The organism is Palleronia pelagia, from assembly GCF_900110115.1.
In the GTDB taxonomy this organism is placed as follows: domain Bacteria; phylum Pseudomonadota; class Alphaproteobacteria; order Rhodobacterales; family Rhodobacteraceae; genus Palleronia; species Palleronia pelagia.
Genome location: NZ_FOCM01000014.1, coordinates 1 through 14406, shown reverse-complemented (window position 1 = coordinate 14406; position 14406 = coordinate 1). Strand labels below are relative to the sequence as shown.

The following is a 14406-nucleotide window of genomic DNA, read 5'->3' as shown; positions in this document are numbered from 1 at the left end:
TTTCTTCGGAACATGCCTCAGAGGATCGACGCCGCGACCAGGATCCATCCGGTCAGCAGCAGCCCGCAGCACGCGGCGTACATGCCGTTCCAGGCCAGACCTGCATGTGTCGGGCGCACCCCGCCGAAATTGCCGATCAACATGACCGACGCCGTGAAGGGCGAAGTCGCACCCGACAGCGCCCAGCCGCTGGTGATGGCGACGATGGCTGCCGCCGGGTCTATGCCCATGACAGCCGGCGCCGGCAGCAGCGGCACCAGCAGAGACGCGGCCAGGATCGGGTTCATGCCCAACTGCCCGGTCACCGGGATCACCCAGAACAGTCCCACCAGCAGCAGCGCAGGGGGCAGGGCGCTGGCATCGATGCCGGCGGAGGCCACGAAGGGGGCGGCGAGGCTCGCACCGAGCGACCCTATGAACCCCGCCATGGCCAGCAGCACGATCTCGGACCGCATGGCCGGCATCTCGACCGAGGCGAAGCGCCAGGCCCGCCCGGCGACGTCGCGGATGACCCCGGGGCGGTGATCCAGAACATCCTGCTCGGCGATCCACAGGAAGGACAGCACTGGCACGACCACCATGACGACGCCGATAACGCGGATGCCGGTCAGCAGGTGCAGGCCCGCGATCGACACGGCCAGCACGGCCAGGAGGATCAGAAGCGGCCGCATCTTGGCGCCCCAGGTGCCGTCGGGGGTGGCGTAGCTGGGCCGCGGGCCGGTGAGGCGTGGCTTGAAGATGGTGTCCAGCGCCCAGCCCGTCCCGGCCAGGATCAGCCCCGAGACGAGACAGGGCAGAACCGCGCCGCCCCAGCTGGCCCCGGGCACCAAGGTGGTCGAGATCGCGATGGCGAAGGTCAGCGGCGACCACGGGATCGTGGCGATGAAGCCGCGCTGGATGGCGACCAGCATGCGGCGGATGCGATGGCCGCGGATTTCGGCGTTCGCCTCGGACCGGGCGCTTTCGACGGCGAGCGAACCCAGCAGCGAGATCGCACCGTAGAGCAGGATGATCCCGAACAGTCCGCCCCCGAGCGTCAGCGCAAGGTAGCGGCGGCCGGGCGGCTGATCGGCGAGGAAGCGTCCGCATTCGGCGATGGGGGCCGAGGTGACGGCCGCGCCGCGCAGGCTGGAGAGCGCCGTGAAGAAGGCCACGATGAACGCCGCGCTGCCGGCGGCACGGGTCACGGCGGCCCCGGCGTCTGGCAGGGTGGCGAAGGCGGCCGCGACAAGGACCAGACCGATCAGAAGGAAGGCCTGGCGCGTGCGGTCGACGCCGCGGGCCAGCAGGGCCAATGCCACGACGGCGGACAGGCTGGCCGCATGTCCCGCGACCGGGGCCGCGCCCCATTCAAAAGCCGCGCGCAGGATCAGGGTGGCGGCCAGCGCGACGCCGGCGGCCCGGTCCAGACGGCGGTGCTGCATTCGGCTGTCCCTTGTCCTCTTTTGCGCGGTCGCGTTCGACCTAGCGCATCCTGCGATGGCGCCAGTGAAATGGCATACCGTTTGTCATTTAACCCCTTGTCAGCGGGGCAATCACGGTGGCATATTTTTACGCGATGTAAAAATATCGGGCGCAATGCCCGCGGGAGGTAAAAATGCCGAAGGGATCCGGTGCGGGCGGCGAGCGGCCGCGCCTGCGCACGATGGAAGAGCTGTCGGTCGCCATCGGCGTGTCGCGCCCGACTCTGTCGCGGTATTTTCAGGATCCCGACAGCGTCAGCCGCAGCTCGCGCGAGCGGATCGCACGGGGGCTCGAGCGGGTCGAATACGTGCCGAACTTCTTCGCCACGCGGATGAATCGCAAATCCACGGGGATGATCGGCGTCATCATTCCCTACCTGAACGACCTGTTCTTCACCAAGCTCCAGCAATCCATCGAGTTCGCGGCCATGGAAGCGGGGTTCACCGTTATCGTGCAGTGCTCGCACACCACGCCCGAGGTCGAGGCGCGCGCGGTCGAGACGCTGATCTCGATGAACGTGGACGGCGCCATCGTCGCGCCATTGGGCGACAACAGCGATATCGCCGCCATGGAGCGGCTGAACCGGCGCTTGCCATTCGTCCTGGTCGACAGCCGCCCCGGCGCGCTGAGCCACGTGGATTACATCGGCACCGAGCATTCGCAAAGCATGGGTTTGATGACCGAATACCTGTCCCGCGTGGGGGATCCGCCGGTGTTCCTGGCCATGCCGCGGGTCAATTTCAACGCGCTGAACCACGAGCGCGCCTATCTCGACAAGATGGAGGAGCTGGGGCTGGAGCCGCAGGTCGTGGGTACCGAGGAGATCGAGCCCGGCGCGCATTACGAGGCGCACGGAGAATTGGCGCTCGGTCGGGAGTTCGCGGAAGGCCGCCTGACGGATCGCTCGATCATCTGCGTGAACGACCGCGTGGCCATCGGGGCGCTGCGCGCGGCGGCGCGGTTCGGGCTGGATCCGGGCGCGCGGCGCAAGGGCGGGCTGCGAATCGCTGGGCATGACGACTATCCGCTGTGCCCGTTCCTGGTGCCGTCGCTGACGACTGTGGGCCAGGACGTGGACGCCATCGGCCAGGCCGCCGTGGCGCGCCTGATGAAGAAGATACGCGCGGAAAATTCCCTGACGGATCACGCCGTAACCTTGTTTCCCGGGGTCCTGAAGCTTCGCGAGTCCGCGTGATCCGACTAAATATGCTGCGCTGCCGCATCCGAATTTGAAACTTTTGGTTGACCGAACATATGCCCGCCGCTAACTCTTTACCTGCGTAAATTTCGTTCTGGGAGGAACACATGACCACGACACAACGCCTTCTGGGCACCGTGGCCGGCATTGGCCTTGCCTCTGGCATGGCCGCGACCGCCATGGCCCAAGACACGACGATCACCATCGCCACCGTCAACAACGGCGACATGGTCCGGATGCAGGGCTACACCGACCAATTCACCGAAGAGACGGGGATCGGGGTCGAGTGGGTCACGCTCGAGGAAAACGTCCTGCGCCAGCGCGTCACCACCGACATCACCACCGGCGGCGGCCAGTTCGACATCATGACCATCGGCATGTACGAGGCCCCGATCTGGGCCGCCAACGACTGGCTGGTGCCGCTGGACGACCTGTCCGACGACTACAACGCCGAGGACATCCTGCCCGCCATGCGCGCCGGTCTCAGCTATGACGGCACGCTCTACGCCGCGCCGTTCTACGGCGAGTCGTCGATGATCATGTACCGCACGGACCTGATGGAAGAGGCCGGCCTTGAGATGCCGGAAGAGCCGACCTGGCAGTTCATCCGCGAAGCGGCCGCCGCGATGACCGACCGCGACGCCGACATCAACGGCATCTGCCTGCGCGGCAAGGCCGGCTGGGGCGAAGGCGGTGCCTTCATCATGACCATGGCGAATTCGTTCGGCGCACGCCCCGTGAACGAGGACTGGGAACCGCAGCTCGACAGCGAGGCCTGGAACGAAACGCTGACCTTCTTTACCGAGATGATGGCTGAATCGGGCCCCGCCGGTTACGCCACCAACGGCTTCAACGAGAACCTGTCGCTGTTCCAGCAGGGCAAGTGCGGCATGTGGATCGACGCGACCGTCGCGGCGTCCTTCGTGACCAACCCCGAGGAATCCGAGGTTGCCGACAGCGTCGGCTTCGCGCTGGCGCCGAGCGCCGAGGGCGTCGACAAGAAGGCCAACTGGCTCTGGGCCTGGGCGCTCGCCATCCCGGCCGGCACCGAGCAGGCCGATGCGGCCAAGCAGTTCATCGAGTGGTCCACCTCGACCGACTATATCGAGCTGGTTGCCGAGAACGAAGGCTGGGCCAACGTGCCCCCGGGTGCGCGGACCTCGCTCTACGAGAACGAGAACTATGCCGACGTTCCCTTTGCCGACCTGACGCTGGCGTCGATCGACGCGGCCGATCCCACCAACCCGACGGTCGACCCGGTCCCGTATACCGGCGTCCAGTTCGCCGCGATCCCGGAATGGGCGGGCATGTGGGGCCAGGTCAGCCAAGAATTCTCGGCGGCCTATGCCGGTCAGCAGAGCGTCGAGGAAGCGCTTGAGCAGGGCCAGGCCATCATGACCGACGCCCTGGAGGCCGCGGGCTACTAAGCCACGACCAACAATCGCGACGGGGCGGCGCGCCCGCCCCGTCGCACGACCGTTCCCGGGTCCGACGATCCCCGGGGGAGGAGCGGTCTGCATCGACCGGATCGTCGTGACATTCTGCCAGTCGTCCGCGGCCGCGCCGCGTGAGGGAGGACACCATGGCCACGCAACACTCACGCTCCGCCGCGCGACTCATGATGGCGCCCGCCGTCTTCGTGCTATTGGTCTGGATGCTCGTGCCGCTCGGCATGACGCTCTGGTTCTCGTTCCGGCAATACCTGCCGCTTCGGGGTGGCGACCTGGGCTTCGCGGGGTGGGACAACTACGTCCGCTTCGTCACATCCTCGTCTTTCTGGCCCTCGATCTACTCGACCCTGATCATCGTCGGGGGCGTGCTGGTCATAACCATCTTCTTCGGAATCCTGCTGGCGATGCTTCTGGACCAGCCGATGTTCGGGCAGGGGATCGTGCGCATCCTGGTGATCGCGCCGTTCTTCGTCATGCCCACCGTGTCCGCGCTGGTCTGGAAGAACATGTTCATGGACCCGACCAACGGGCTGCTGGCCCACCTGTGGCGGTTCTTCGGGGCCGACCCGGTGGTGTGGCTGTCGGACGTGCCGTTGTTCTCGATCGTGCTGATCGTCAGCTGGCAATGGCTTCCCTTCGCCACGCTCATCCTGCTGACCGCGATCCAGTCGCTGGACAGCGACCAGCTGGAGGCGGCCGAGATGGACGGCGCCCCGCACCTGCAGCGGTTCTGGTACATCATCCTGCCGCACCTGAGCCGGGCCATCACCATCGTGCTGCTGATCCAGACCATCTTCCTGCTGTCGATCTTCGCCGAGATCTTCGTGACCACCGGCGGCGCCTTCGGCACGCGGACACTGACCTACCTGATCTTCCAGCGCGTGCTGGAAAGCCAGAATATCGGCCTTGGCTCCGCGGGCGGTGTCTACGCGATCATCCTGGCCAACATCGTCGCCATCTTCCTGATGCGCATCGTCGGCAAGAACCTGGACACCTGAGGAGGAGACGGACATGGCACGCGCAGTCAGCAGCAGACGCAAGGCGATCAACACGGCCGTGGCCTGGGCCATCGGACTCCTGATCTTCTTCCCGATCCTCTGGACGATCCTGACCAGCTTCAAGACCGAGGCACAGGCCATCGCGGACCCGCCCATCTTCCTGGGCTTCGACTGGACGCTCGAGAACTACCGCATCGTGCAGGAGCGCTCGAACTACATGCGCTTCCTTTGGAACTCGGTCATCATCGCGGGCTTCTCCACGATCCTGGGTGTCATCATCGCGGTGCCGGCGGCGTGGTCCATGGCCTTCGTCCCGTCGCGACGGACCAAGGACATCCTGCTGTGGATGCTGTCGACCAAGATGCTGCCGGCGGTGGGCGTGCTCTATCCGATCTACCTGATCTGCATCGAGCTTGGCGTTCTCGACAATCGGGTGGCACTGGTGGTGATCATCATGCTCATCAACCTGCCGATCATCGTCTGGATGCTCTATACCTATTTCCGCGAGATCCCGGGCGAGATCCTGGAAGCCGCGCGGATGGATGGCGCGTCCCTGCGCAACGAGATCCTTTACGTGCTGACGCCCATGGCGGTGCCGGGCATCGCGTCGACGGTTCTACTGAACTTCATCCTCGCCTGGAACGAGGCGTTCTGGACGCTGAACCTGACGGCGGTGAACGCCGCGCCGCTGACGGCCTTCATCGCCAGCTATTCCTCGCCGGAGGGCCTGTTCTTCGCCAAGCTCAGCGCGGCCTCGACCATGGCCATCGCGCCGATCCTCATCCTTGGCTGGTTCAGCCAGAAGCAGCTGGTCCGGGGTCTGACCTTCGGCGCCGTGAAGTAACGCCCTCAAGCAGCGCAAGCCGAAGGGTATTGAAAAGGAGCCTCTCCATGGGACGCATCACGCTTGAGAAAGTGCAAAAGAAGTTCGGTGAAACCGAGGTCATCCCGCCGCTGGATCTGACAATCGAGGATGGCGAGTTCGTGGTCTTCGTCGGCCCCTCGGGCTGTGGCAAGTCCACGCTGCTGCGGCTGATCGCGGGGCTCGAGGACGTGTCTTCTGGCGAGATCCGGATCGACGGCACCCCCGCCACGGACCTGCCGCCGGCCAAGCGCGGCCTCGCCATGGTGTTCCAGTCTTACGCGCTCTACCCGCATATGACCGTGCGCAAGAACATCGCCTTCCCCATGAAGATGGCGGGCATGGACCAGGCGGAGCAGGACCGCCGCATCAAGAAGGCGGCCGATGCTCTGAACCTGACCGACTACCTGGACCGGCGGCCCGGGCAACTGTCGGGCGGTCAGCGCCAGCGAGTCGCCATCGGCCGCGCCATCGTGCGCGAACCGGCCGCGTTCCTGTTCGACGAGCCGCTGTCGAACCTCGATGCCGCGCTGCGCGTGGGCATGCGCCTTGAAATCTCCGAGCTGCACTCTCGGCTCGAGACCACGATGATCTACGTCACCCACGACCAGGTCGAGGCCATGACCATGGCCGACAAGATCGTCGTTTTGCGCGCCGGCAATATCGAGCAGGTGGGCAGCCCGCTGGAGCTCTATCGCGAGCCGCGCAACGTTTTCGTCGCGGGTTTCATCGGCAGCCCCAAGATGAACCTCATGAGCGGCCCCGCCGCGGATGCCCACGGTGCCCACACCATCGGCATCCGCCCCGAGCATCTGGACGTGGTCGAAAGCGGCGGCACCTTCTCGGGCAAGGTCGGCGTGTCCGAGCACCTTGGGTCCGATACCTTCTTCCACGTCCACGTGGATGCCATGGAAGAACCCATGACCGTCCGCGCCGGGGGCGAGGTCGGGCTGCGCCACGGCGACATGATCCATCTCGAGCCGCAGGCCGACAAGATCCACCGCTTCGACGAGAAAGGCCTGCGCATCGCATGAGGCGGCTGGACGGCAAATCCGCCCTGATCACGGGCGCGGCGCGCGGAATCGGCAAGGGCTTCGCCGCTGCCTACCTGCGCGAGGGCGCGACCGTGGCCATCGGCGACATCAACCTCGAGGCCGCCCGCGCGGCGGCCGAGGAACTGGGGCAGGGGGCCTATGCCGTCGAGCTGGACGTGACGCGACAGGACAGCATCGACGCGGCCATCGCGACCGTGGTCGACGGGGCCGGCAAGCTGGACATCCTGGTGAACAACGCGGCGCTGTTCGACGCGGCCGAGACGGTGGACATCACCCGCGAAAGCTATGACCGGCTCTACGCGGTGAACGTGGCCGGCACGCTATTCACCATGCAGGCCGCCGCGCGGCAGATGATTGCCCAGGGCCATGGCGGCAAGATCATCAACATGGCCTCGCAGGCCGGGCGCCGGGGCGAGCCGCTGGTGCTGGTCTACTGCTCGACCAAGGCGGCGGTGATCTCGATGACCCAGTCGGCGGGCCTGAACCTGATCTCCCACGGCATCAACGTGAACGCCATCGCGCCCGGCGTGGTCGACGGCGAACACTGGGACCACGTGGACAGCATGTTCGCCAAGCTCGAAGGCAAGCCGCCGGGCCAGAAGAAGGCCGAGGTCGCGGCCGGTGTGCCCGCGGGCCGTTTCGCCACGCCCGACGATCTGACCGGGATGGCCGTTTTCTTGGCCTCGCCCGAGGCGGACTACATCGTCTCGCAATGTTACAACGTCGACGGCGGCCAGTGGATGAGCTGACCCCGTCGCCCCGACGAATTTCGCGAAGGATTCACCCATGACCACCCGCCTGTCGAACGCCACGCTGATGGATCTGCCCGAAGGGGTCCGCGTGCCCGGCTATGACCGCGCGGCGCTCACGCCCGGCATCGTGCATATCGGCCTCGGCAATTTCCACCGCGCCCACCAGGCGTGGTATCTGCACCGCCTGATGGACACCGGCGCGGCCCATGACTGGGCGATCGTCGGCGCGGGCGTCCGCGCGCCCGACGCGAAACAGCGCGAGCGTCTGCTGGCCCAGGATTGCCTGACCACGCTGATCGAGCTGGACCCCAAGGGCCGGTCGGCCGAGGTCACCGGCGCGATGATCGACTTCGTTCCCGTCGAAGACGGCAACGGCCCGCTGATCGAACGGATGGCCGACCCGGCGATCCGCATCGTGTCGCTGACCGTGACCGAGGGCGGATATTTCGTCACCCCGGACGGCGGCTTCGACGAAGGGCACGTGGACATCCAGCACGACGCGGCCAACCCCGAGGCGCCTCGCACGGCCTTCGGCGCGATGATCGCGGGGCTGAAGCGGCGGCGCGACGCGGGCACCGGCCCGTTCACCTGCCAAAGCTGCGACAACCTGCAGGGCAATGGCGACGTGCTGAAACAGACGGTGCTGGGGCTGGCGCGCCTGTCCGATCGCGACCTTGCCGGTTGGATCGAAACCAACTGCACCTTCCCGAATTCCATGGTCGACTGCATCGTCCCCGCCACCGGCCCGTCCGAGCTGCAGCTGGTCCGCGAGTTCGGGATCGACGACAACGCCCCGGTCACCCACGAGAATTTCCGCCAATGGGTGATCGAGGACCGTTTCTGCGCCGGGCGCCCCGACTGGGACCGGATCGGCGCGACCTTCACCGATGACGTGCACGACTACGAGGCGATGAAGATCCGCCTGTTGAACGCCACCCACCAGGTCGTGGCGAACCCGGGCGAGCTTCTGGGTTGCAAGACCATCGCCGACTGCATGGCCCATGACCCGATCAACGGCCTGTTCCGCAAGGTGGCCCTGGACGAAATCGCGCCGCATGTGAAGCCGGTCCCGGACATGACGCCGGCCGATTACGTGGACCTGATCGACAGCCGCTATTCCAACCCCGAGATCCGCGACACCGTGCGCCGCGTGGCCTTCGACGGCTCGTCCCGCCACACGGGATTCCTGCTTCCGATCATCCGCGATGCGCTGGAAAAGGATGCCTCCCTGCAGGGGCTGGCGCTGGTGGAAGCGCTCTGGGCGCGGATGTGCGCGGGCACCCGTGTCGACGGCTCCGAGATCGAGCCCAACGATCCCAACTGGGACCGTCTCAGCGCCGCGGCGGCCGCCGCGAAGGACGACCCGGCGGCCTGGCTGGACCAGAAGTGGATCTACGGTGACCTGGCCGCCGAGCCTCGCTTTGCCGATGCCTTCACCGCGGCCTTGCGCCAGGTCTGGGCCGATGGTCCCGAAGCCGCGATCCGCGGCTACCTCGCCGGCTAGATAGGCCGCACAAGCCGATGGGACGGCCCAGCCGGGCGGAGTGCAATCGCTCCGCCCGGGGCAGTATGGCTTTGTCTGATGCGGGGTCGGCTCGCGCGCGCGTGGCCGCGCCTTGGTGGTCCGAGGCTGATCCTATGCGCAGGTCAGACCGTCCCAAGGATCACGCAATTCCACGATGCGGTGCGTGCATGGCGGGCTGGTTCGAAGAGAGGGAAAGTGGCAGCCCGTAGGGCTGCCTGACTACTCTATCAGGTGATCTCGAATAACATCAAAAAATCTATAATTTGCAGCTGCATACGATGTGTGTAGTCTCAGGTCGTGTCTTCAAATTTCACTCAATCGCAGCCTAAATGATGGGACGGATGATGGGACAGCGCGTCGATAGATCGCTGCGGACGCTTCTTTGGGACCGAGCTTCGCGTCTGCCAAACGACCGACACTCTATTCAGGAGTGGGGAACGATCGATATCTTCTATCGGATGCTGCATCCCACGGGGTTCGCTTGGGCCGAAGCCTTGGCTCAGTCGATCATGCGTCACGCCCGCGCCGCGGCCTGATCGGAGGGAGGTAGCTTTGCCCAAGCTTACGAAGCGATCCATCGACGCACTGAAAGAGCCGGGTATGTACGGTGACGGCGAAGGCCTTTACCTCCGGGTGGGGCCGACGCTGTCCAAGTCATGGATTCTGCGGACGGTGGTGCATGGAAAACGTCGTGATCTTGGGCTGGGCTCCGCGTCTCATGTAACGCTTGCTGAGGCGCGTGAGACTGCGCGCGAATACCGCAAGAAAGCGCGACAGGGTTCCGATCCTGTTGCGCTGAGAAGGAAGCAGGGGCTCACGTTCGAAGACGCCGCGCGAGAGGTCCATGCCTCTATGCTGCCCACGTGGCGCAATCCGAAGCACGGTCGGATCTGGATTTCGGGGCTCGAGCGCTACGCCTTCCCGATCATCGGCAACCGCCAGATCGACAGCCTCACCTCGGCGGACGTTCTGGCCGTTCTCACTCCGGTGTGGGTCGAAAAGCACGAGACCGCCAAGCGGCTGAGACAGCGCCTGGGCGCGATCTTCGACTGGGCCCGGGGGGCAGGGCACTATCCGCATGAGAACCCCGTCTCGGGCATAAAGAAGGCTCTGCCGGTTGTTCGCCCTCTGGTCCAACACATGAACGCGCTGGACTGGAAGGAGCTTCCGGCGTTCTTCCAGCAGTTGGGGCAGCGGGAGGGCCTGTCGGCCCGCGCGTTCGAGTTCCTTATCCTGACGTGCGGTCGATCGAACGAGATCCGCGGCGCCCGCTGGTCTGAGATCGCCGGCAATGTCTGGGACATCCCCGGTGAACGCATGAAGGCCGGCCGCCCGCACCGGGTCCCGCTGTCTGACCGGGCGCTAACGGTTTTGGAGGCAGTGCGAGGCCTCGATGATGACCTGATCTTCCCCAGCACAAAGCGGGCGGACGATGGCTCCGCCGTCCCCATGTCGGACACGGTCTTTCACCGCCTGATGAAGCGGATGAAAGTCGAGGGCATCACGGCGCACGGCTTTCGATCCACCTTCCGCGACTGGTGCAGCGAGAGCGCCCGCGCCGACAGGGAGCTTGCAGAGGCCGCGCTGGCGCATTCGTTCGGGAGCCTGGTCGAGCGGGCCTATGCGCGATCGGATTTGTTCGAGCGACGGCGCGAGCTGATGGACGCTTGGGCGCGATATGTGACCGGTGAGAGCGGAGACGTGGTTCAGATGGTGCGAGCGTGAGCGATTGTAGAAGACAGGGCCGAAGTGTGCTCAAGCGGAATACAATTTCTGCCTCCAGCCGAATGGATTTGATTGCAGAGATCGAGAGATTATTTTCTGATCACTTAGAAGTTCGCGAATTTCCATGGATGAAAGATCGCGTCAGAGGGCCTGATCATGATCTAAAGAAAGTACTGCTTGGCTTGTACGAAGCCGATAAGCCGAGCGAAGAAGAAATGCTACAGTTATTGGAAGATGCCAAGACAGACCCGATCTCATTTGACGTTCTGTGCGATATCGCGCGTACCGAAATCGAGGCTTCTAAAGATATTCCAGCGTACTGTGTATCATTCTTAAAGGCCCTCTTGAGTGGGACAATCAAAAAACCCCCGGCTGGGAAGCGCGGTAGGGCCAACAATGAGAGCTGGGATCTCAAAGTCTGGGTCTGTCACGCGATGAACAGCCTGATCGAGAGGAACCTCTCAGAAAGCTTGGCGGCGGAACTGGTTTGCGAAGGCATGACGAAGAGGCGATCAGGCACCACGAAGGAGCAGGTTCTGAAGTGGTGGCGAGATGATCGCGTGAGAGACGCCATAGACCAGATTTACCAAGAAATCGAGCGCCGTCAAAAGTGATCAAACTGTTGAATCTAATGTAATTGTTATGTGACCTTAGTGGCTTTGTTATTGGAATTCTGGAATTCCCGCTATAGCGCGGAAAGTACGGTTTAAGACACTTGGTGCCATCACCCATAGGAGAATGGCACATGTCTCAATTCACGTCTTCGGAAATCCCTGAGGCTCGCGGAAAGAACCTTATGACGGTCCGCGAAGTCGCTGGAGAGCTGAATGTCGGCGTTTCGACCATCTGGCGTTGGGCGAAGAACGGCGACCTCCCACAGCCTATCAAGATCTGTGGATCCACACGCTGGCGTCGCGCAGATATCGAGACGCTGATCGCAATCGCTGCGGCGTAGCGTGACCACCTAATCAGACATCGGAAGAAAAGAGACCCCGCGCTCTGGAAACGCGGGGCCGTAGCGGCTGTCTTTTACGGGTTAGGCGGGGCCGCTGGTGGAACAGGTTCTACCGTGTATCGGCGCGAATGAACAGGGGCAGCTATTCCGGATCCTCCGGTCTTCCCAAGCCCTAAGCGCCCACTGCCACCTTTGAGGCGGTGAACAAGGGGAAGTGCATTGGCCGGAAGGATACGGCGGTGTGGCCTAAGCGGCGGGCTCGTCCGAATGGACAGATGTCAAGATCGCGGCGGTCAGGGCGGGAGGCCGGGTTTCATTCCTTGGTCGCAATAACCCGCTTTCTGACCGTCACAACGGGTCTGAACCGATGGACAGATCCTTCACAACCAAGGGGAAGCCATTGTGACAAGCCTGACCGAAGAGATTGTGACAGAGCTTCAATTCGGCCATCTAAGCCCGAAAGATCTGACCGGACGCCTGAACGACGTGACCTATTCAGCAATCCGAAAGGCCCTTTGCAGGATGGCGAGAGCGGGCACTGTCACAAAGGTCGGTCGCGGCCGATATTCGCTGCCGAATGTGGAGGGTGAGAGGGAAGTGGTGAATTCGGCGTCTGTTGGTGGAGCCGCGGCTTCCCGTGCAAGCGCCGCGTAGTCTGATGACCGAGCCCGGCAGGTACATGCATCACTGCAATCGCTTTGGGCGGAGCATGTGGCGCTCGACGACCCCATGAACCCCGATGCCTGGGCATAAGTCCCGGGCCGCCACCTTGCATTCAGCAGGTGCGCCGGCCTCAATGCACCAAGTGGAAGCCTCAATTCGAAGGGGTCTCTCGATGAGCGAAGAACGTCTCCGCGCCGCCATGATGGCTGACGCCCGCGCCTACCAGCTGCGCACCGGCACGCGCCGCCCGTGGAATTGGCGCCCGAAGCCCGAATACCTGTTCCGCCGCGTGCTGGCCTAACGGGATAGCCCGCTGACGACGGACCAGATCGCCGTGCGGCTGGGCGCGGGCCGCGATGCTGTGGAAAGAGCCTTCGAGGCGGCCGGAATTCCTCGGAAGCGGATGTGAGGGGCTGCGGACACCCTTAGAATTTGCGCGAGAATGGCAGGAAGGCCTTCGGGAGGGGTCAGGGTAGCCAAGCGGGAAAACAGCACTCCTGCACGCTTTCCAGTGGCTGTCAGTCGATACCATTAAGAAGGGGCTGCCCAAGGTGCAACGCGCCGGCGCCCTGGGCCCCAAAGGATCACTTGATCAGATATTCCCGATTGCGGGCTTCCATCTCGCGCGCCCGGGCTTCACGGTCCCGGTTCTGCTTTGCAAGGACCTCTTGCCGGAGCGGCTGGGCATCGGCGTAGCTGAACCCGAACCGGTCGGCGGTCGTGGATACTTCCATCGCTGCCACCATCGGATCGGCACCTTTCGACTCCGCCTCGAGCTGGGCGCCTTCGGTGATCATCGATCGGATTTCACCGGGCACCTTGTACCAAACGCGGAAAAGGGCTTCCGCAAATTGGATCTTGGCAGCAGCGGCGACTTCGGGGTCGTTCAGGTCCATCGTCATTTCCTTTTTGAAACGATGATACGAGAATACGGGATTGCTGGCACAGCCGCATTGCACTGAGGGTCTCTCAATCCTCGTCGCCGGCTTCCGGTGTCACATCGAAAGGGCGGTCGCCATAGTCGAAAGGGTTGAAGGCGATGTCGTGGCTGAACCGTCCCTCGACCCTTTTCACTGGCGCGACACCGTCGACGCCTGCCACCCACTTACTGGCCTCGAGGCGCACATGCTCTGAAACTGCCGTCTTGCTGAGGGTTTCGATCCGAGCGAATGCCCTTTGCGCGGCGTTGTCTCGAAGCTCCCTAACCATCTGGAAATATGCGTCTTTGACGTGTTTTTTCCGGAAGGCGCGCACGGCGCTGTCGGGGTCCATGCCTGCTTGTCGTCCAGCTTCGCGGACGTCTAGGCCGCTGTATGCCATCAGTTCCAATGCGTGGCGCATCTTAGCGCTTACACGGGCCCTGTGGCTCACTGTGGAGGTCTTGGTCCCCCTGGCGGGGAGGCGTGCGGCGTTCTTGTCGTGGTCGTGTCGCGGAGGTGGTGGAAATTCGAGGGCGGCGTAATCTCCGGGTGAACTGACACCCACCCAACCGGCGGCGGCAACCGCCAGGGAGATCACGCCATGAACCAGATTACCGACACCGCGAGCTTTGCGCTACTGGCCGAAGAGGCCGGGTTCGATCTGATCGAAGAGCGGCTTCGAGCCAACGTGCGCGCGACCATCGAAGCCGTGTTCGAAGAGGAGCTGGCCAGCTTCCTCGGCCGGCTTCGCTACCGTCGTGGGGACGGCCCGGCAAAAGGCTATCGCCACGGTCACCGGAAGCGACAGCTCACCGGCACCTTTGGCACCGAGACGGTG

Annotated in this window: 15 protein-coding genes; 12 read left to right on the top strand and 3 right to left on the bottom strand. The window is 64.1% G+C overall.

The genetic code is table 11. The features are described 5' to 3' along the window. Positions 1-17: 17 nt before the first annotated feature. Positions 18-1424 (bottom strand): hypothetical protein, encoded by a 1407-nt coding sequence (locus BMX96_RS18405; RefSeq protein ID WP_091846821.1) that lies wholly within the window; start codon positions 1422-1424, stop codon positions 18-20. Between the two features lie 173 nt (positions 1425-1597). On the opposite strand from BMX96_RS18405, the gene BMX96_RS18400 reads away from it, so the two are divergent. The 11 genes from BMX96_RS18400 to BMX96_RS20105 all read left to right on the top strand — a co-directional run bounded on the left by BMX96_RS18400 (position 1598) and on the right by BMX96_RS20105 (position 12949). Beyond that, positions 1598-2659, top strand: a complete 1062-nt coding sequence (locus BMX96_RS18400; RefSeq protein ID WP_236737141.1) for a LacI family DNA-binding transcriptional regulator — start codon at positions 1598-1600, stop codon at positions 2657-2659. Between the two features lie 167 nt (positions 2660-2826). Further along, positions 2827-4089 (top strand): ABC transporter substrate-binding protein, encoded by a 1263-nt coding sequence (locus tag BMX96_RS18395; RefSeq protein ID WP_236737142.1) that lies wholly within the window; start codon positions 2827-2829, stop codon positions 4087-4089. Positions 4090-4244: 155 nt separating this feature from the next. After that, positions 4245-5111 (top strand): carbohydrate ABC transporter permease, encoded by an 867-nt coding sequence (locus tag BMX96_RS18390; RefSeq protein ID WP_091846819.1) that lies wholly within the window; start codon positions 4245-4247, stop codon positions 5109-5111. A gap of 13 nt (positions 5112-5124) precedes the next feature. After that, positions 5125-5955: a carbohydrate ABC transporter permease gene (locus tag BMX96_RS18385; RefSeq protein WP_073129540.1), complete on the top strand. Its 831-nt coding sequence runs from the start codon at positions 5125-5127 to the stop codon at positions 5953-5955. Between the two features lie 47 nt (positions 5956-6002). Continuing rightward, positions 6003-7007 (top strand): ABC transporter ATP-binding protein, encoded by a 1005-nt coding sequence (locus tag BMX96_RS18380; protein WP_091846818.1) that lies wholly within the window; start codon positions 6003-6005, stop codon positions 7005-7007. Further along, positions 7004-7777: an L-iditol 2-dehydrogenase gene (locus BMX96_RS18375; RefSeq protein ID WP_091846817.1), complete on the top strand. Its 774-nt coding sequence runs from the start codon at positions 7004-7006 to the stop codon at positions 7775-7777. The genes BMX96_RS18380 and BMX96_RS18375 overlap by 4 nt, the downstream gene beginning before the upstream one ends. A gap of 37 nt (positions 7778-7814) precedes the next feature. After that, positions 7815-9284 carry a mannitol dehydrogenase family protein gene (locus BMX96_RS18370; RefSeq protein ID WP_091846816.1) on the top strand — a complete coding sequence of 490 codons (1470 nt, stop codon included), beginning with the start codon at positions 7815-7817 and terminating at the stop codon, positions 9282-9284. Positions 9285-9857: 573 nt separating this feature from the next. Continuing rightward, complete coding sequence (locus BMX96_RS18360) at positions 9858-11030, top strand: tyrosine-type recombinase/integrase (RefSeq protein WP_214606876.1); 1173 nt, start codon at positions 9858-9860, stop codon at positions 11028-11030. Positions 11031-11092: 62 nt separating this feature from the next. Continuing rightward, positions 11093-11644: a hypothetical protein gene (locus BMX96_RS18355; RefSeq protein ID WP_139210147.1), complete on the top strand. Its 552-nt coding sequence runs from the start codon at positions 11093-11095 to the stop codon at positions 11642-11644. Between the two features lie 131 nt (positions 11645-11775). Continuing rightward, positions 11776-11985 carry a helix-turn-helix transcriptional regulator gene (locus BMX96_RS20205; RefSeq protein WP_214606875.1) on the top strand — a complete coding sequence of 70 codons (210 nt, stop codon included), beginning with the start codon at positions 11776-11778 and terminating at the stop codon, positions 11983-11985. A gap of 835 nt (positions 11986-12820) precedes the next feature. Continuing rightward, positions 12821-12949 (top strand): hypothetical protein, encoded by a 129-nt coding sequence (locus tag BMX96_RS20105; protein WP_269085892.1) that lies wholly within the window; start codon positions 12821-12823, stop codon positions 12947-12949. A gap of 283 nt (positions 12950-13232) precedes the next feature. Here the strand turns inward: BMX96_RS20105 and BMX96_RS18345 are convergent, their stop codons facing one another. Together BMX96_RS18345 and BMX96_RS18340 are read right to left on the bottom strand one after the other, a co-directional pair. Then, positions 13233-13544, bottom strand: coding sequence for a hypothetical protein (locus tag BMX96_RS18345; RefSeq protein ID WP_091846811.1), 312 nt, complete (start codon positions 13542-13544; stop codon positions 13233-13235). A 73-nt stretch (positions 13545-13617) separates the two neighbouring features. Continuing rightward, positions 13618-13920 carry a hypothetical protein gene (locus BMX96_RS18340; RefSeq protein WP_091846810.1) on the bottom strand — a complete coding sequence of 101 codons (303 nt, stop codon included), beginning with the start codon at positions 13918-13920 and terminating at the stop codon, positions 13618-13620. 249 nt (positions 13921-14169) lie between these two features. On the opposite strand from BMX96_RS18340, the gene BMX96_RS18335 reads away from it, so the two are divergent. Then, on the top strand, positions 14170-14406 hold a 237-nt coding region (locus BMX96_RS18335), incomplete at its 3' end, for a transposase (protein WP_175481790.1).